General features: G+C 58.9%; 12 protein-coding genes, 1 tRNA gene and 7 pseudogenes. 3 read left to right on the top strand and 17 right to left on the bottom strand.

Going from position 1 to position 17,447, the window contains the following annotated elements; all coding sequences use genetic code 11:
- Nucleotides 1–22: 22 nt before the first annotated feature.
- From GKE73_RS03715 to GKE73_RS22375, 3 genes are all read right to left on the bottom strand, one after another.
- Entirely contained in the window at nucleotides 23–472 is a 450-nt protein-coding gene (locus GKE73_RS03715; RefSeq protein ID WP_230369153.1) for an NUDIX hydrolase, read from the bottom strand.
- A gap of 226 nt (nucleotides 473–698) precedes the next feature.
- Complete coding sequence (locus tag GKE73_RS03710) at nucleotides 699–1,952, bottom strand: YdgA family protein (protein ID WP_280954735.1); 1,254 nt, start codon at nucleotides 1,950–1,952, stop codon at nucleotides 699–701.
- Complete coding sequence (locus GKE73_RS22375) at nucleotides 1,922–2,191, bottom strand: DUF945 family protein (RefSeq protein WP_280954734.1); 270 nt, start codon at nucleotides 2,189–2,191, stop codon at nucleotides 1,922–1,924. The genes GKE73_RS03710 and GKE73_RS22375 overlap by 31 nt, the downstream gene beginning before the upstream one ends.
- A 110-nt stretch (nucleotides 2,192–2,301) precedes the next feature.
- On the opposite strand from GKE73_RS22375, the gene GKE73_RS03705 reads away from it, so the two are divergent.
- The gene (locus GKE73_RS03705; protein WP_280954733.1) at nucleotides 2,302–3,519 is read left to right on the top strand and encodes a DesA family fatty acid desaturase; all 1,218 of its coding nucleotides are present in this window, start codon (nucleotides 2,302–2,304) and stop codon (nucleotides 3,517–3,519) included.
- A 110-nt stretch (nucleotides 3,520–3,629) separates the two neighbouring features.
- Nucleotides 3,630–3,979: pseudogene (locus tag GKE73_RS03700) on the top strand (RidA family protein).
- A gap of 64 nt (nucleotides 3,980–4,043) precedes the next feature.
- Here the strand turns inward: GKE73_RS03700 and miaA are convergent.
- From miaA to tgt, 14 genes and pseudogenes are all read right to left on the bottom strand, one after another.
- Nucleotides 4,044–5,038, bottom strand: a pseudogene (gene miaA / locus GKE73_RS03695) (tRNA (adenosine(37)-N6)-dimethylallyltransferase MiaA).
- 142 nt (nucleotides 5,039–5,180) lie between these two features.
- Nucleotides 5,181–6,518 carry an exodeoxyribonuclease I gene (gene sbcB / locus GKE73_RS03690; protein WP_230369151.1) on the bottom strand — a complete coding sequence of 446 codons (1,338 nt, stop codon included), beginning with the start codon at nucleotides 6,516–6,518 and terminating at the stop codon, nucleotides 5,181–5,183.
- Nucleotides 6,519–6,648: 130 nt separating this feature from the next.
- A complete protein-coding gene (locus GKE73_RS03685; RefSeq protein WP_230369150.1) occupies nucleotides 6,649–6,879 on the bottom strand; it encodes a hypothetical protein in 231 nt (76 codons plus the stop codon).
- A gap of 763 nt (nucleotides 6,880–7,642) precedes the next feature.
- Nucleotides 7,643–7,963, bottom strand: coding sequence for a hypothetical protein (locus GKE73_RS03680; RefSeq protein ID WP_230369149.1), 321 nt, complete (start codon nucleotides 7,961–7,963; stop codon nucleotides 7,643–7,645).
- Nucleotides 7,964–8,161: 198 nt separating this feature from the next.
- Complete coding sequence (locus GKE73_RS03675) at nucleotides 8,162–8,578, bottom strand: hypothetical protein (RefSeq protein WP_230369148.1); 417 nt, start codon at nucleotides 8,576–8,578, stop codon at nucleotides 8,162–8,164.
- Nucleotides 8,579–8,698: 120 nt separating this feature from the next.
- Nucleotides 8,699–8,908: a hypothetical protein gene (locus GKE73_RS03670; RefSeq protein WP_230369147.1), complete on the bottom strand. Its 210-nt coding sequence runs from the start codon at nucleotides 8,906–8,908 to the stop codon at nucleotides 8,699–8,701.
- Nucleotides 8,909–9,107: 199 nt separating this feature from the next.
- Nucleotides 9,108–9,290: a hypothetical protein gene (locus GKE73_RS03665; RefSeq protein ID WP_230369146.1), complete on the bottom strand. Its 183-nt coding sequence runs from the start codon at nucleotides 9,288–9,290 to the stop codon at nucleotides 9,108–9,110.
- 219 nt (nucleotides 9,291–9,509) lie between these two features.
- Nucleotides 9,510–9,752: a hypothetical protein gene (locus GKE73_RS03660; RefSeq protein ID WP_230369145.1), complete on the bottom strand. Its 243-nt coding sequence runs from the start codon at nucleotides 9,750–9,752 to the stop codon at nucleotides 9,510–9,512.
- A gap of 448 nt (nucleotides 9,753–10,200) precedes the next feature.
- Nucleotides 10,201–12,081 (bottom strand): annotated as a pseudogene (gene mutL / locus GKE73_RS25330) (DNA mismatch repair endonuclease MutL).
- Nucleotides 12,078–12,726, bottom strand: a pseudogene (locus tag GKE73_RS03650) (DedA family protein). Before GKE73_RS03650 ends, mutL begins: the two co-directional pseudogenes overlap by 4 nt.
- A 94-nt stretch (nucleotides 12,727–12,820) precedes the next feature.
- Nucleotides 12,821–13,755: pseudogene (secF, locus tag GKE73_RS03645) on the bottom strand (protein translocase subunit SecF).
- Between the two features lie 9 nt (nucleotides 13,756–13,764).
- Nucleotides 13,765–15,610 (bottom strand): annotated as a pseudogene (gene secD, locus GKE73_RS03640) (protein translocase subunit SecD).
- Nucleotides 15,611–15,676: 66 nt separating this feature from the next.
- Nucleotides 15,677–15,994, bottom strand: a complete 318-nt coding sequence (yajC, locus tag GKE73_RS03635) for a preprotein translocase subunit YajC (protein ID WP_230369144.1) — start codon at nucleotides 15,992–15,994, stop codon at nucleotides 15,677–15,679.
- A 128-nt stretch (nucleotides 15,995–16,122) separates the two neighbouring features.
- Nucleotides 16,123–17,241, bottom strand: a pseudogene (gene tgt, locus GKE73_RS03630) (tRNA guanosine(34) transglycosylase Tgt).
- Between the two features lie 127 nt (nucleotides 17,242–17,368).
- Between tgt and GKE73_RS03625 the strand changes: the two are divergent.
- Nucleotides 17,369–17,445, top strand: a tRNA-Val gene (locus tag GKE73_RS03625).
- The last annotated feature ends 2 nt before the right edge of the window (nucleotides 17,446–17,447 follow it).

Genomic DNA, 17,447 nt, shown 5'->3' with positions numbered 1-17,447 from the left:
CTCCTGAGCGGTCAGGCCCGGTTTAGCGGATGTGATGCAGCAAGTTTAGCGGATGGCGGGCAGATTGGAGATAGTCATGCAGTGACTCAAGTACCACCGGGCTACGCAACCGGGATTGTTGCGCCACGATTTCCTCATGGGTCAGCCAGCGGGCAGCGATGATGCCATCATCCAGTGCGCGTGAGGGGTCGTGCCGCACGAGCGTGCCGGTAAAGGCAAAACGCAGGTAACTGATGTCGCTCTCGGGTCTTTCGGCAAGGTAAATGCCGACCAGTGCGGTGGGCGTAAAGTGCCAGCCGGTTTCTTCCAGCGTTTCGCGTACCACCGCTTCGATCAGGCTTTCGCCGCGTTCGAGGTGACCCGCCGGTTGGTTGAAACGGCGACCGTCTGTGGTGTCTTCCTCAACCATGAGGAAGCGTCCGTTCTGCTCCAGAATGGCGGCCACGGTGGTGTTGGGTTTCCAGCGGGACATGCGCGGCTCCTTGGTAACGTGAGCGAGGAACGGCAGAGGAGGAGGGGCGTCGTGAGGTGAGTATGACGCTTACCCCACCAGGGCAGCAGCTGTCCCAAAGGAGCATGCCCTTTGGGACGATCAGCTTATTTCTTGGCCGCTGGGGCCGTTTGGGCGACGGGGGCCGAGGCCGGGGCCGGTTCGTCCGACACCTCCCACGGCAGCGGCACCTTCTTGTGGTTGATGGTCAACAGGCCACCTTTGTAATCCAGCTGGGTGGACACCGGCCGTTGGCCTGCTGGATATACTGTTGCGCGGTCCATTGCGCCAGCTGGCTGTCCAGCAGGCTGCGCGCCAGGTCTTCCACTTCGGCCATGTTCGGCTGCTCTTCTGCCGATTGGTCCACGGTGAACAGATTGCGCGCACGGGCAATCACCGGGTTTTCCAGCGTTTGGCGCGGCAGGCTAACCTTGGCGGCGGCTTCAAAGCGCTTGATGAAGGTGATCGGGTCTTTCAGATCGGCCTCTTTCAGCCCATGCAGTTCCACCGAGCCTTCCAGCTTGGCTTCCCCGGTTGGCATCTTGAGGTAGAACTCGTTGACCATCAGCTTGGGGTTGTTTTCCAGCAGCGGGATGCCGTTCTTCTTGATGGCATCGATATACTGCTTGCGCAGCACCGCCGGGTCGACGCCTTCAAACGGAATCTTGCTGATGGCCTGGTCCAGCTTGATCAGCGTCGGGCCGTGCAGATGGTTGGCCGAAATATCCAGCCGCATCGGACCATAGTGGGAATCGTTGTAGTTGAACTGGCTGAAATCCACCTTGCCGCGGGTGTTGATGAACTCGTCCTGTTCGCTGGTCACGATCTGGTAGCGCAAGGCCTTGAGCGAAACTGCGGAAGGCTTGAATTCGCCACTCGGGTTGATGAACTCGCCCACCCGTACCCGGGTCATCAGGTACAGCAGCTCGTTCAGCTTTATGCTGTAAGGAACGCTTTCCTTCCAGTTGAGCTGAACATTGCCGACCGTCAGTTCACTGGTGCCCAGCTTGACGCCGGTATTGCCCGGACGGATGTCGGAGAGGTATTTGACGTTATCAAACGCCACCGTGCCCTTGCTGGCGGCTTCCAGCAGGAAGCCGGGCGAGAGGGCCTCGGTCTTGTATTCCTTGTAACCCGAGGCGTAATCCACCTTCAGGTCAAAGCCCTTCCACTTCATCTTGACGCCGGATAGTGCTTCTTCGTAGTCGAAAGACGGCACCGATACCTTCAGCTCGCCACCGCCGCCAAAGCCGAGGCGGTTGGTGATGGTGATCGGGTCCTTGTCGCCGAAGAAGGTTTTCAGCGTCTTGCGCGTCCCCTCGCTCATGGCGAATTCGGTGGTCACCAGTGCGCGCGCCGGACGGAAGTCGAAATGACCAATACCCGGCAACGGACCATGCTGGATGGTATGGGTGTATTTGATGGTGGAGTTCAGCAGCGGCCGCAGGTTATCCGGCAGCATGCTTTCATACGGCCCGGACAGAAGCGGTTGAACACCAGTTCCGTGGTTTCGGTGGACGAGAACCAGCCGCGTTGGTAGCTGTGGCTCTTGACCTTGAAAATGGAGAGTCCGGCCAGCATGCGGTGCTGTTCTTCCGGGGTGTCTTCGGCTTTCACGCCAGCCCAGTAGGCGGCAGCACCGTAAAGCACAAAGAGGCCACCCAGCGTGGCTCCGGCAATGATCAGGCGTTGTTTGGGCAACACAAGCGTTTTTCTGAAGTGGATGAAATGACGCTCTATGTTACACCATGCTGCTTTGGAATATGTACCCGGATGAAAACTCTCTGACAGCGCCTGAGTGATTGTATAGAATGACTTTTTTATTGTTAGTAGAGGTGCAGCGCTTAATGGCATGGTTTAACGGCTTACTCGATCTCCCGTGGTGGGGTTATATCGTGGCAACATTGATCCTGACTCACATCACCATCGCGTCAGTTACCATCTTTCTGCATCGCAGTCAGACTCACCGTGGTCTGGATCTGCATCCGGTCGTCAATCATTTCTTCCGCCTGTGGCTGTGGCTGACCACGGGTATGGTGACCAAGGAATGGGTCGCCATTCACCGCAAACACCATGCGCGTTGCGAAACGCCGGAAGACCCGCATAGCCCGCAGGTGCTGGGCCTGAAAAAAGTATTGTGGCAAGGTGCCGAGCTGTATCGCGGCGCGGCCAAGGATAAGGACCTGATCGAAAAATTTGGTCGGGGAACGCCGGATGACTGGCTGGAACGCAATGTTTATACCCGCCATAGTGCCAAAGGCATTTTCATTACCATGGCGCTGGATTTGCTGCTGTTTGGCCCGATTGGCCTGACCATTTGGGCGGTACAGATGGTGTGGATTCCGTTCTGGGCCGCCGGTGTGGTCAACGGCGTGGGCCACTTCTGGGGGTATCGCAACTTTGAAAACGAAGATGCGTCCACCAACCTGATTCCGTGGGGCATCCTCATTGGCGGCGAAGAGCTGCACAACAATCACCACACCTTTGGCACCTCGGCCAAGTTCTCTTACAAATGGTACGAGTTCGACATCGGCTGGATGTATATCCGTATCATGGAAACGCTGGGGTTGGCCAAGGTGCTGCGCGTGGCGCCCAAGTTGGCCGAAGACGCCAGCCGTCCGCAGCTGGATCTGGAACATGTCCAGGCGATTATTGCCAACCGTTATGCCATTGCCGCGCGTTATGCCCGTGAGCTGAAAGACGTTTACCGTAGCGAGCTGGAAAAGATTTCGCTGCCGGAACTGCATAACCTCAACATCAAGCGTCAGATGAAAATCTGGCTCAAGCAGGATGCCAAGGACACGCCGGAAGTGGAGCGTGAACAGCTGGCGGCCCTGCTGGCGCAAAGCAAGGTGCTGGATACGGTGTACTCGATGCGCCAAGAACTGACTCGCCTGTGGGAACGTTCGTCGCTCAGCCGCGAACAACTGCTCAAGGAGTTGCAGGACTGGTGCCGTCGTGCCGAAGCCAGCGGCATCACCGCCTTGCAGCAGTTTGCCCGTAGCCTGAAGCTGGTTGCCATCGCCTAAGGCTTGTTTAACCTGATGTTTCCAGCCCGCCCTGTGCGGGCTTTTTGCTGGGTGCGCAGGATTGCCGGTAGAATCGCGCTGTTATCGCTTGCCTCAACAGGAGAATCGTTATGAGCATTTACCGTCACAAACAGGGAGCCCGTCTGGCCGAAGCCGTGGTGAGCAATGGGCTGATTTTCCGGCCGGGCAGGTACCGGAAAACACCATGGACGACGCCCGGGCGCAGACCGCCAATGTGCTGGCACAAATCGACACGCTGTTGGCCGAACTGGATTCGGACAAGAGCAAGATCGTTGATGTCACCATTTTCCTCGGCCGACATGGACGACTACGACGCCATGAATCAGGCATGGGATGCCCGCGGTCTTAGGCTGGCAACGTTCCGGCCCGTGCCACGGTAAAAGCCGAACTAGCTAATCCGGAATGGAAAGTGGAAATCAAGCTGGTGGCCGTGCGCTGATTACAGCTTGCTGTGCCACGAACAAGGCCCGCTTCGGCGGGCCTTTGTCATGATGGCGTATGGCTTAATACTGGCCGCTATACGGTAATGATGGCGGCAATGGCTGGTGTTGCCGGAAGGCTTCCACCGCCTGACACAGCGTGGTGGCCAGTTGCGGTTGCTGCGCATTGACCGGCACGATGGGCAGACTGCGCATCCGGTGAGTTGCCGTTTGGCCAGCTGGCGCGTCGCGGCGATGCCTTTTTCGACAAATGCCGGGTAGTCGCAAAGCCCGTCCTGATAATCCCGGGCTTGGCGGTAGCCAACGCAGCGCATTGAGGGCAGGTCGGTAGTGAGTGCCGGATAGCGCTGGCGCAAGGCGGAAACTTCATCCAGAAAACCCTGTTCCAGCATCAGCTCAAAGCGCTGGGCAATACGTTCATGCAGCCAGCGCCGTTCGGCAGGCACCAGCGCTAACGGCAGAAAACGGAAGTTGGCCGCGGCTTCTTTGCCACGTGCCACCAGTCGCGACATGGGTTCGCCTGCCAGCAGGCAGACTTCCAGCGCGCGGTGGATGCGTTGTGAATCGTTGGGGTTCAGGCGGGCAGCGGTGTCCGGGTCCAGTTCGGCCAACCTGGCATGCATGGCGGGCCAGCCGTGCTGTTGTGCCTGTTCATCCAGTTGCGCCCGCAGCGCCGGATCGGCCGATGGCAGGTCCGACAGGCCCTCCAGCAGTGCCTTGTAGTAGAGCATGGTGCCGCCCACCAACAGCGGCAGATGGCCGCGCGCGTTGATGGCGTGAATCAGCCGGTTGGCATCGGCATGAAATTGCGCGGCCGAGTAGACCTCCAGCGGGGTGATCAGGTCGATCAGGTGGTGCGGGCAGACGGCCCGTTCGTCCGCGCTCGGCTTGGCGGTGCCGATATCCATGCCCTGATAGACCAGCGCGGAATCCACGCTGATGATCTCCACGGGAAAGCGGCGCGCCAGCTCCAGCGCGAGGCCGGTCTTGCCGGAGGCGGTGGGGCCCATCAACAGGATGGCAGAAGGGTGTTCGGTCAGGTCGGGTGGTGTGGGCATCATGGCGCGCATTGTAGCATTTCGGCCAACCTTGCAAGGTTGGCCGAACGCCGCTCAGGCAATGTCATTCACGTAGCTTTGCACGCTATCGAGGATGGCCTGTTGTTAAGAGCTGTCCGCCGTGGCGCGCAGGGCGGCGATTTCATCCAGACAGGCGCGGCGGGTGCGGCTTAGCGATGGCTCCATCCAGCAGCTTGGCCTTGCACCATGCCTGCCAGCGCTGCTGTTCCTCGCCCGACAGGCTGTCCGGAAAATTGCGGGCACGATAGCGGAACAGCAATTCGGCCAACTGTGCATCTTCAAAAAACGGCATTTCACCGCAAAGCTGGGCGGCGGGCAGCTGGCGTAAGCGCGCCAGCACTTTGCGATCGCTATTGGAAACAAAACCACCGTACAGGTTTTCGTCCACGTCCGGCGCTGCCGCCGGTTCGCGCTGGAACACGCCACGCCAGACGGGTGTCAGGTCGGGCAATGACCGGGCGTGCTCGGCATGACGCAGTACGCGAGCCATGTCCACGCCCCAGCGCGTCGCCTGTTCCGGCGACAGTACTTTCAAGTTGCTGACCACAAACGGCGACTTGTTGATGTGGATGGTCTTGATCGGCAAACGGGTGAGGCCATCGGGCATCTCGTCAGCGCGGCTGAACAGGCGCAGGCGTATTGCTTCCGGCCCCAGTCCCATCAGTTCGGCCGGGTCGTGCGCCAGATCCCAGACGATGATTTCGTTGTTGTTGGTGGGGTGCGCCGCCAGCGGCCAGACGATGGCCAGATTGCCTCGCTCCGCCCCGTACATGCCGGAAATGTGCAATACCGGACGCGGGTCGTGTACCGATAGTTGCACCTTGACGGCATCTTTCTTGCGCAGCGACAGATAAAAATCAAACAGCTTGGGCTGGTGTTGCCGGATCAGCCGTGCCAAGGCAATGGTGGCGCGCACATCGGACAAGGCATCGTGCGCGGCTTCATGCGCGAGACCATTGGCGGCACTCAGGTGTTCCAGCTTGAAGCTGGTGCGGCCATCTTCGTGCTGCGGCCAATGAATACCCTGCGGGCGCAAGGCATAAGTTGCCCGTACCAGATCCAGAATATCCCAGCGTCCGCACTGGTTTTGCCACTCGCGCGCATACGGGTCGATCAGGTTGCGCCAGAACAAAAAGCGCGTCACTTCGTCATCGAAGCGGATGGAGTTATAGCCCACGCCAACGGTACCGGGCGTGGCCAGTTCGCGCTCGATCACTCCGGCAAACTCATGCTCGGCCACGCCATGCTGCAAACAATGTTGCGGGGTAATGCCGGTGATCAGGCAGGCTTCCGGCGCGGGCAGATAATCGGGCGCGGGACGGCAATAAAGCATTACCGGTTCGCCAATTTCGTTCAGTTCGGCATCGGTGCGGATGCTTAAGCAAACTGGCTGGGGCGATCCCCGGCGTGGCACGGCGCCGAAGGTTTCGTAATCGTGCCAGAAGAAAGTATGGGACATGGTGGCTTCGGGAAAATGCAAGCTTGCATTCTACCCAACTTGGCCGAAGGGGAAACAGGCGTCTGCCCGGTGTCAGCCCGTTGTCGGGGCGGACGCCGGACCGGTGGCGCGTGTCATCTGTGCGCCATTGTTATCGGCAGTAATAGAAATAATGCCATTCCGGACTGCTGAACGACGGCGCCGCATTACGCAGCCAGCGCTGCGAAGAGTGACGATAGGTTTTACCGTTGCGGGTGATGGTGGTTTCCTGCGTGATTTCCGTCAGGTTGCCGTTGCCATGGCTCCACAGGCGGGTCAACGACGACGCGGAAGCTGAACTGCTGTTGTCGTCCACGCGGCTTAACCGCTCGTTGCCCAGCATGGTGCCCGGGATTTGACGTCCATTCAGCGATGGTGGAGGAAGGCATGCCGATGTCCAGCGGGGCAAAACCAAACAGGCAGCGTCGCGCTTCAATAGGAAACAGCTTATCGTTTTGTGGTATTCCCACTGCATGCCCTGGTGGTTCCAGAGACAGGAAAATGCTGTGCCCCGGCGGCTCCAGCGACAACACGCCTTGCTGTATCGACAGCAGGTTTTGCTGCGCCAACGTGGACATGCTCATTAGCGCACTGGCCGGCCCGTGATCATCATCGTTTTCATCATGCCCCCTGCCGTTTTCTTGCCCGCATCAACGGGATGGACGAGCGCGCCATGGCAACTGCTGTTGCCATAACCTATGCCTGCACGTCACCCATCCCGCCCTGTCTGACATGAACACTCATGCCATCATTTCTGCGGGCTGTTCGTGCCAGTCAGCAATACCGTGCTGGAGGGGCGGCTGGGGCCTGCGGCGGCGACTTTCTGGCCCGATTCGTCAAGATCAGACGCGTGTTTGCCCGCTGTGTTGACAGGTGTGGTCAGATGCGCCGATTGGGTGACTTCGGGTTGCACGCTGGTTCTGGTGGCAGTGTCCGTGGCCGCTGGTTGTGTTCCGCCAGTTTTGGCCATTGGCGTGCGGCTGCTTTCTTTGCTGCTGAGCGGTGGTGTGGCTTCAGCTTAAGCGCTTGTGCTACCGGAGCGGGTGTGCCCGGGCACGCATGTCCGGTTGCCTCCACGGCGCGGCGGTTGGCATCACTCTGGCACATCAGTGCCGGGCAACATCGTTCAATCCCATGGCGCGGAATTCGCGGGCATCCAGCCGTTTGACGCAGGCCTGATCGACCATGGTAGTGGCACCGGTGGCACCGAAACCGATGAAAGAAAGCCCGAACGAAGTGGACCCCATGCAGGTATCGGACAAGGTGGTGGTCAGTGATGGAGCCTGAATGCTAGGGGCACTTTTCACCGTATAGGTACCACGGTAATCCACTCCGGTATCAATAGTCTGATCAGCCGCCCAAGCCATGGAAGACACCATCAGGCAGGCGGCAATCGGCAGTACGGAATTCAATGGACGGCGTTTCATTTGGCGAATCTCCCCTGATGGGCGCACTGACCACAATGGCCAGTGGCCCATGGTTTTTGTTTCGATCACACAGCGAGCGGTAAGTCACCCGTTCGTTACGGGCTGACGGCCCCGGCGCTGGCGCCGCCGCTGGAAACGGCCGTGCCATTACCGATGGTGCCTGCCAACTGGTTGCTGGAGGCTTGTGTCACGACAATGCTAAAGCACTGGAGCCAGCGACTTGCTCAATGCGCTGGAACGCTGGCTGGTGCTGGCAAGGGCGGCCCCCAAACCAGACGAGGTCGTCGCGGCTGTACCGGTACTCTGCGCGGCAGTGGCCGGGTTGGAGATAGTGGTGGTTCCACTTATGGCACCAGCGCTTCCGGTGGCTCCCGCTTGGGCATCGCCCGAGGTTTTAGCCAGCTGGGTCGAGTTGGCTTTGGTGACCGACGTGCTGCCAAAGGGCGTCGATACCACGACACTCAGTGCATTCTGATGAGAGAGCGCCAAAGCGGCGCCGGTGCCTGACGATGAGGCATAGGCCGTTCCACCGGTCGAGGTAGCGCTGAATGTCCCGGCAAAGGCACCTGCTGACATCAGCGACAGCAGCAGGGTGGTAATGAACTTGCGTTTCATGGGTAATCTCCGGAAAGCCAAGCTGCTTGTTAGTGAGGTCCACCAGTGCGGGGGCACTGGCGGACCTTTTGCATTGCCACCATGCCGCACACGCTGTGCACGCACATGGCTACCGTCGGGTTAGTGGAACCAGGACGGCTTGGTGAAGGTAGCGAATGCGGTGCCACCGCTCACTGCCATGGCATCACCCGTACCGAAGGTGACAGCTGTCTGCTTGGCGGTAACGCTGGTAGCGGTGGCAAACGGGCTGGACAAAGCAGCCTGGCTGGAGGTGGCAAATGCGGCAGCGGTGCCAGCCGACTGCGCGGCAGCCGTGCCGCCGAGCTTCACTGTAGCTGCTGGTGGTGCTTAAGCAAATGCCCCGGTAGAAGCAAGGGCGAATACGGCGATGGCGATCAGTTTGCGTTTCATGGTGAATCTCCAAAGATGATTGCTCTTCCTGCAGCCATGGGATTGGCCCCGTGCTGGCTCCAGAAGTGGTTCAGGTCATGACGCGTGGTGCGGAGTTGCCGCACCACGTTTGCGCTGCTCAGTGGTGCCAGCTCGGCAGGGTCAGGCTGGAATAAGCCGAACCACCGCTGCCTGCTTCGGCATAACCCGTACCCAAGGTGGAAACGGTTTGCGTTGCGGTGACGTTGGTGCCGATGAGGTACGGGCTGGCAATGGCTGCCTGGCTGGAGGTGGCAAATGCAGCGGCTTGCCCGATGGACAAGGCGTACCACCGGCTGCACTGGTGCTGCTGGTGGTGGCGGCAAATGCACCGGTGGAGGCCAGCGAAAGCAGGGCGATGGCGATCAATTTACGTTTCATGATGAATCTCCGATAAGCGGTATCTGTCAGGCCAAAGGCAGAGGCTGTCTTGGCTTTGGGGACTAAAAGATCAGTGGTGCCAGCTCGGGAAGGTGAAGCTCGAGTTGGCCGTGCCACCGCGTTAAGCGATAGCGCCACCATTGCCCCACGAAGCGGTGGTTTGGGTAGCCGTTACGCCAGTGCTGACATTGAAGGGGCTGGAAATGGCCCCTTGGGTGGAGGTGGCATAAGCCATGGCGGTGCCGCCAGAGGTGGCGTAAGCCAAGCCACCTGCATCGCTCGAGCTAGAGGTGGTGGTCCCGTAGGCGAAGGCGCCGGTGGAAGCCAAAGACAAAACAGCGACAGCGATCAGATTGCGTTTCATGAGGAATCTCCAGAAAACGTGTATTTGGAGTGTTGCCCGGTACACCGCACGTCGACAGCATGCCAAGCGTTACTGGTAAACAGCCGGTGTTCAACGGATTCCTAATGGATGTTAGTTAAACACATGTGTAATCTGTTTACGTTTTCTGTTATAGATTGAGCGGGGCGGGAGTCAAGTATTTTTTGTGGCTATTGCTTACTTCTGTTTTTATCGATAGTTAATATTTGATATGCAAATTCCTGCGGTCAAGGCAAGGATTGGCTGGGAGCGGGCAGAGGTTGCCTGGTCAGGCGCGAAATAAGGAGATGGCTGCGATAACCATGTCGTGTTTCTGGCGGGAGTGTTCGCGTGGCAGGTGAACGTCTGGAGTGGGTAGTGACGATAGGTGTGGGATGAGTGAGGAGGCCGACCGGCTTATTCTGTCAGCCGCCTCTTGGCAGGGGGGTAATCAGCGACCACGCATGAACAGGTTATCCAGATCTTTCATGCTGAGGCGCGTCCGGTCGGGCGGCCGTGGTTACATTGGCCGGAGCGTTCGGTGGCTTCCATGTCGCGCAGCAAGGCGTTCATTTCGGCCAACGTTAGCTGACGGTTGGCGCGTACCGCGCCGTGGCAGGCCATGGTGGCCAGCAGTTCATTACGGCGTTCGGTCAGCACCCGGCTCAGGCCAAATTCGCGTACGTCTTTTAGCACGGCCCGTGCCAGCTCGACCGGATCACCATCTTTCAGCCACACCGGCACGCCGCGCACGGCGATCTGGGTGGGCGATAACGGCGCCAGCTCGACCCCAAGACGTTTCATGTCTTCGCCGTGCTCATGTGCTGTGGCCACTTCCATGCGGTCGGCAGCAAAAGACACCGGTAGCAGCAGCGGCTGCATGGGAATGGCGTCAGCTTCCAGCGCAGTTTTCAGTCGTTCATAGACGATGCGTTCGTGCGCCGCGTGCATATCAACCACGATCAGGCCATCGTCGCACTGGCTGAGAATATACACGCCGTGCAGCTGTGCCACGGCAAAGCCCAGTGGCGGAATGTCTTCGCGGTCATGCCAGGCTGATTCAGCCGCGCCAGACAACGGCAAGGCTTAAGACTGTATTGCACCGCGGCGCTGGCAAGGTTGGCCGAACGTTGCCGTTCGTCCTGACGTACGCTAAGCAAACAGCGTGTCATAGCCTTGCACTGCCTCGCGTGCGACGTGCAATGGAATGCTTTGCTGCTGGTAGATGACCGGCTGTACTGGCGTTTGCCCGGACTGAGGCGTTGGGTGCGTGCGCGATTCTGTCGCGGCGGTCAGGGCTTCGGCCGAGCTTTCAGCCAACGTTACCGCCGGTGCGGCACCGGCTGTGGTTGCCGCCAGAGCCTTGTTAATGCTGTGAAACAGAAACTGGTGAATGGCTTGCGATTCGCGGAACCGCACTTCGATCTTGGTGGGGTGGACGTTGACGTCCACGCCAGCCGGGTCCATGGTCAGGAACAGCGCATACACCGGAAAGCGATCATGATGCAGGACATCGCGATAGGCCTGGCGCAAGGCGTGTTGGGCGGTCTTGTCGCGCACAAAGCGGCCGTTGACGTAAAAGTACTGCGCATCACGGCTGGCTTTGGAGTAGGTCGGGCTGGCGATAAAACCGGTCAGGCTGAGCTGACCGGCGCTGGTTTCCACCGGCAGTGCTGCGGCGACGAAATCCTTGCCCAATAGCGCGCCAACCCGTTCGGCCAACGTCTGCACCGGCAAGCGCCAGATCACCTTGCCGTTGTGACGTAACAGGAACTCCACCTGCGGGTGCGCCAGCGCAATGCGTTCAAAGACCGCTTCGCAATGCGCGTATTCGGTATTTTCGCTCTTGAGAAACTTCCGCCGTGCCGGGGTATTGAAGTAGATGTCGACCACTTCCACGCTGGTGCCCGGAGCATGCGCCGCCGGTTCCACCGGATGTAGCGTGCCATCGATGGCGATCACCTGATGGGCGTGACTGTCGGCCTCCGGTAAGACTGACCAACGTCAGCCGCGAAACCGAGGCAATACTCGCCAATCCCTCGCCACGAAAGCCGAGGGTGCCGACCTGTTCCAGATCATCCAGCGAGCTGATCTTGCTGGTGGCGTGCCGGTCCAGCGCCAGTGCCAGATCGTCTACCGCAATGCCGCGGCCGTTGTCGGTAACACGGATCAGCTTGATGCCGCCACGGGCCAGATCGACGCTGATCTTGTTGGCGCCAGCGTCCGGGCTGTTTTCCAGCATTTCCTTGAGGGCGGACGCTGGGCGTTCCACCACTTCGTAGCAGGCGATCTGGTTGACCAGATGGTCGGGGAGCTTGTGGATACGGCTCATTGCTGCGGCTTGGCCTGCCGTTTGTGCCGCCAGAATTCAATAATGGCGGGCAGGAAGGAAACAAAAATGATGCCAAAAATCAGCAATTCTAGGTTCTTGCGCACGAAAGGCAGGTTGCCGAAGAAGTAACCGGCATAGCAAAAACCGGCCACCCACAGCGCGGCACCGGCGACGTTATACAGCGTGAACTGCCGGTAGCCCATGCTGCCAATGCCTGCCACGAAGGGAGCAAAGGTGCGGATGATCGGTACGAAGCGGGTAAAGATGATGGTCTTGCCGCCATGCTTGTCGTAAAAAGCATGGGTCTTGGCCGGTATTCCGGTTTGATCAGTTTGGGATAGCGCTGCAACAGGGCATTGCCAAGATAGCGCCCCACCGTGTAGTTGACGGTATTGCCCAGCACCCCGGCCAGAATCAAAGAGCCGGTCAGTAGATGCACATCCATTTTGCCCATTGCCGCCAGCGCGCTTAAGCAACAAAAAGCAGTGAATCACCTGGCAGAAACGGGGTGACTACCAAACCGGTTTCGCAAAACAGAATGGCAAACAGGATGGCGTAAATCCATACGCCGTACTGTGCGACCAAGTGAGCCAGATGCACGTCGATGTGCAAGATGAAGTCGAGTAAGAAAGTCAGGGCGTCCATGGGGCAGGATTGTAGCAGCAGGTTGGCCGAAAAGATTTGAATGACGATGAAAAAACAGGCCGGACAAGTAAGCCTGTTTGCGGGGCAGGGTGGCTCAGACCACCGCTTCCTGTTTGGGTTTGGCCGGTTTCACCAGATTCTGGCGCGATACGCCAAGCCACATCACGATCGGGCTGGCAACCAGCACCGACGAGTAGATACCAAACACAATACCAATGGTCAGCGCCGTGGCAAAACCATGCAGGGCCGGGCCGCCAAAAACCAGCATGGACAACACCATGGCTTCGGTCGAACCGTGGGTGATGATGGTACGGCTCATGGTAGCGGTAATGGCATTGTCGATGACTTCATGCACAGTCTTGTTGCGCATGGCCGGTTTGCGGAAGTTTTCCCGAATCCGGTCAAACACCACCACTGATTCGTTCACCGAATAACCCAGCACGGCCAGTACGCCAGCCAGCACCGTCAGCGAGAATTCCCACTGAAAGAAGGCGAAGCAACCCAGAATGATCACCACATCGTGCATGTTGGCGATAATGGCCGACACGGCAAAGCGCCATTCAAAGCGCAAGGCCGGGTAGATCATGATGCCGATACATACCAGAATTACCGCAGTCAGGCCGTGGGTTACCAGTTCTTCGCCCACGCTCGGGCCAACAAACTCCACCTTGCGCAACTGCACCTCCGGCGTTGCTGCCTTGAGCTGGCTCATGACCTTTTCGGACAGCTGCGCCGAGCTGACGCCCTGACGGCTGGGCAGGCGGATCATGACATCACGCGAGGTGCCCGGGCTCTGCACCGTGGCTTCGCCCATCTTCAAGGCATCCACCCGGTTGCGGATATCAGGCAAGTTGGCCGACTGCTGGTACTGGACTTCCATCACCGTACCACCGGTGAACTCCACGCTGAAGTTAAGCCCGCGGATCACCAAAAACACCACGGCCGGGATAAAGGTCACCAGCGAAATGGCAGTGGTGGTAAGCCGTAGCTCATGAACGGGATATCCCGTTTGATGCGGAAAAGCTCCATGTGACTTCCTTATTGCTCCGGTTTCCAGACCGGCCGATAGACAGCTTGGCCGGGCGGCGGCGACGGCCGTACCACAGGTTGACAATGCCACGCGATACCAGCACGGCGGAGAACATCGAGGTCATGATGCCCAGACAGTGCACCACGGCAAAACCGCGCACCGGGCCGGAACCAAAGATCAACAGCGCCGGCTAAGCAATCAGCGTGGTGATGTTGGAGTCGAGAATGGTTGCCCAGGGCGTGTTGGTAACCGGCCTGAATTGCCGACTGCGGCGGCACGCCGTTGCGTAGCTCCTCGCGGATACGTTCGTTGATCAGTACGTTGGCATCAATCGCCATACCCAGCGTCAGCGCAATGGCCGCGATACCGGGCAGGGTCAGCGTGGCCTGCATCATGGACAGTACCGCCACCAGCATGAACAGGTTAACGCCCAGCGACAGCGCCGAGATTACCCCGAACACGCGGTAGTAGATCATCATGAACACGGCAATGGCGGCAAAGCCCCACAGCGTGGAGTGGAAACCTTTTTCGATGTTTTCCTTACCCGGGGCTCGGGCCCACCGTGCGTTCTTCCACGATGTTCATCGGTGCCGCCAGCGAACCGGCGCGCAGCAGCAGCGCGGTATCGTTGGCTTCGGCAGGATTCATGCTGCCGGAGATCTGTACCCGGCCACCACCGATTTCCGAACGGATCACCGGTGCCGTCACGACTTCAGCCTTGCCTTTTTCCACCAGAATCATCGCCATGCGCTTGCCGATGTTGTCGGCCGTGACCTGACGGAAAATGCTGGCGCCGGTGGCATCCAGATTGATGTGAACGGCCGGAGCGCCATTTTCATCAAAGCCTGCTTGCGCGTCGTTGATGTTGTCGCCGGTCAGTTCCACGTCCTTGCGTACCAGAATCTTCTGCGGACCGTTGGACGTGGCTTCTTCCAGCAGGTCGTAGTAAGCGGGTACATTGCCCGCCAGCGCGTCGCTGACCTTGGCCTCGGTCGTCTTCCACCATGCGGACCTGCAACGTGGCGGTGCGGCCGAGAATGTCCTTGGCCTTGGCGGTATCCTGCACGCCCGGCAGTTGGACCACGATACGGTTCGGACCCGCCTGCTGGATGATCGGTTCGGCTACACCCAGTTCATTCACCCGGTTATGCAGGGTGGTGATGTTCTGTTTGACGGCATCGCCCTGAATCCGGGTGATTTCCTCCGGCTTGAGGCCCAGCGTCAGTTTGAAAGTGGTTTCGTCGGCGTTTTGCGTCAGCACCGGAATCGTGCGCGCAATCGCGTCTTCGGCGGCTTTCAGCGTTTCGGCGTCACGCAGCTGGACTTCCAGATTGGTCCCGGCGCGTTTGATGGTGCCATAGCGTACCTTCTGGTTTTTCAACTCGCGGCGAATGTCGCCGAAGCATAGCGCTCCATGGTCTTGTCGGTGGCGGCTTTCATGTCCACTTCCAGCAGGAAGTGCACGCCACCGCGCAGGTCGAGGCCCGGGAACATCGGGTAGGCTTTGAGTCGGGTCAGCCATTCCGGCGAAGCCGACAGCAGGTTGAGCGCGATGATGTAGTTATCGCCCAGTGCGTGCTGGATGGCGTCGCGTGCCTTGATCTGGGTGTCCGGGTCTTTAAAGCGGACTTTCAGGCTGGCGCCGTCCAGAAACAGGCCAGTCGGGGTAATATTTTGCGCTTTCAGAGCCTCTTCCACGCGGCCCATCAGGGCGGTGTCCACCGGAATGGACTGGCGGGAGCTGGAGACTCGGACCGCAGGAGTCTCGCCGTAGAAGTTGGGTAGCGTATAGATCATGGAAATGATCAGCGCGACCCCAATGACGAGGTATTTCCAGAGAGGATAGCGGTTCATGAGAATGGTTCAGGCAGATAAATAAGGCAATGGGCCGCCTGATGTCAGGCGGCCACCGTATCAGAATCAGGCTTTGGCTGCTTCAGCATCCAGCTTGCCGGAAACGGCGCTGCGCTGTACCTGTACTTCCACGTTGTTGGCGATTTCCAGAGTCAGCACCTGGTCGCTGATCTTGGTCACGCGGCCGATCAGCCCACCTTGAGTCGCGACCTTGTCGCCTTTCTGGATTTCGTTGAGCATCTTCTGATGTTCTTTCATGCGTTTTTGCTGCGGGCGTACCAGCAGGAACCAAAACAGCACAAAAATCACCACCATCGGCAGGAAACTCATCACGTCAAAACCGGCAACGCCGGTATTGGCAGCAAAAGCGGGGGCAATAAACATGCGTGAACTCCCTTTGTTATCGTATGCAGAGTGAAATCAAACGGGCCATTGTAGCCACGCTGTGTGTCTTTTCCAACCACAGCGGTTGGCCGGATTCAGACTTCGGCCAACCTTACCGGTTCCCGCTCTCAGCTGATACCGCGTGCACGGCGCTCGGCAAAGTCGGCGCGGAAATCATCAAACCGATCATCATCAATGGCTTGGCGAATCTCGCGCATCAGTTCCTCGGTAGTAGTACAGGTTGTGGATAGTGTTCAGGCGGGCGCCCAGAATCTCGCCAACGCGGTGCAGATGATGCAGGTAAGCACGGCTGAAATGACGGCAGGTATAGCACTCGCAGGCTTCATCCAGCGGCCGCTTGTCATCCTTGTAACGTGCATTCTTGATCTTCAGGTCGCCCCATTGGGTAAATAACCAGCCGTTGCGGGCATTGCGCGTGGGCATCACGCAGTCAAACATGTCGATACCATTGGCGACGCCATGCACCAGATCTTCCGGCGTGCCGACCCCCATCAGGTAATGCGGCTTGTCGGCTTAAGCAGCATGTCCTTCATTTCGGCCAACATGCGATACATTTCTGGCTTGGGTTCACCCACCGACAGCCCGCCAATGGCATAGCCATCAAACCCGATATCCATCAGCCCCTGCAGCGACTCCCGGCGCAAATCGGTATACAGGTTGCCCTGTACGATGCCGAACAGCGCATTAGGGTTGCGGCGTTCATCAAACGCGCGGCGGCTGCGCTCGGCCCAACGCAGGCTCATGCGCATCGATTTGGCGGCGGTATTGTGGTCCACCTGACCCGGCGTGCATTCATCGAAAATCATGACGATGTCGGAGTTGAGCACCGTCTGGATTTCCATCGACTTTTCCGGTGACAGAAACAGCTTGTCACCGTTCACCGGGCTTTGAAAGGTCACGCCTTCCTCGGTGATCTTGTTGAGGGCGCCCGGGCTGAAGACCTGAAAACCGCCCGAATCGGTCAGGATCGGTTTGTCCCAGCCGATAAAATCATGCAGACCGCCAAAGCTCTCAATCACCTCCAGCCCCGGGCGCAGCCACAGGTGGAAGGTGTTGCCGAGAATGATCTGCGCGCCGATGTCGTTAAGCTCGTCCGGGCTCATCGCCTTGACCGAGCCATAGGTGCCCACCGGCTGAAAAACCGGCGTTTCCACCACGCCGTGGTTCAGTTCCAGAGTGCCTCGGCGAGCGCCGCCGGAGGTCTTGTGTAGGGTAAACTTCAGCATTCTTGTGGTGTTTGTTATGCAAAATCAGCAGGCTAGTATACCGCAAGCGGCCAGCGCCGGTGGCGGCATTGGCTGATCTTGCTTGCAATTACCTCAAACAGCCGTTATTATCGCCATTCTTGACCTCAGGCACGTAGCTCAGCTGGTTAGAGCACCACCTTGACATGGTGGGGGTCGTTGGTTCGAGTCCAATCGTGCCTACCAAA

Source organism: Paludibacterium denitrificans, from assembly GCF_009707705.1.
GTDB lineage: Bacteria > Pseudomonadota > Gammaproteobacteria > Burkholderiales > Chromobacteriaceae > Paludibacterium_A > Paludibacterium_A denitrificans.
The sequence above is the reverse complement of the archived record's forward strand: the minus strand, read 5'-3'. Positions and strand labels throughout refer to the sequence as shown.

Bases quoted from the DNA above. Each gene is read 5' to 3' on its own strand.
- GKE73_RS03715 (WP_230369153.1), bottom strand. From the start codon at position 472: ATGTCCCGCTGGAAACCCAACACCACCGTGGCCGCCATTCTGGAGCAG.
- GKE73_RS03710 (WP_280954735.1), bottom strand. From the start codon at position 1,952: ATGCTGCCGGATAACCTGCGGCCGCTGCTGAACTCCACCATCAAATAC.
- GKE73_RS03705 (WP_280954733.1), top strand. From the start codon at position 2,302: ATGACTTTTTTATTGTTAGTAGAGGTGCAGCGCTTAATGGCATGGTTT.
- sbcB (WP_230369151.1), bottom strand. From the start codon at position 6,518: ATGTCCCATACTTTCTTCTGGCACGATTACGAAACCTTCGGCGCCGTG.
- GKE73_RS03685 (WP_230369150.1), bottom strand. From the start codon at position 6,879: ATGCTGGGCAACGAGCGGTTAAGCCGCGTGGACGACAACAGCAGTTCA.
- GKE73_RS03680 (WP_230369149.1), bottom strand. From the start codon at position 7,963: ATGAAACGCCGTCCATTGAATTCCGTACTGCCGATTGCCGCCTGCCTG.
- GKE73_RS03675 (WP_230369148.1), bottom strand. From the start codon at position 8,578: ATGAAACGCAAGTTCATTACCACCCTGCTGCTGTCGCTGATGTCAGCA.
- GKE73_RS03660 (WP_230369145.1), bottom strand. From the start codon at position 9,752: ATGAAACGCAATCTGATCGCTGTCGCTGTTTTGTCTTTGGCTTCCACC.
- yajC (WP_230369144.1), bottom strand. From the start codon at position 15,994: ATGTTTATTGCCCCCGCTTTTGCTGCCAATACCGGCGTTGCCGGTTTT.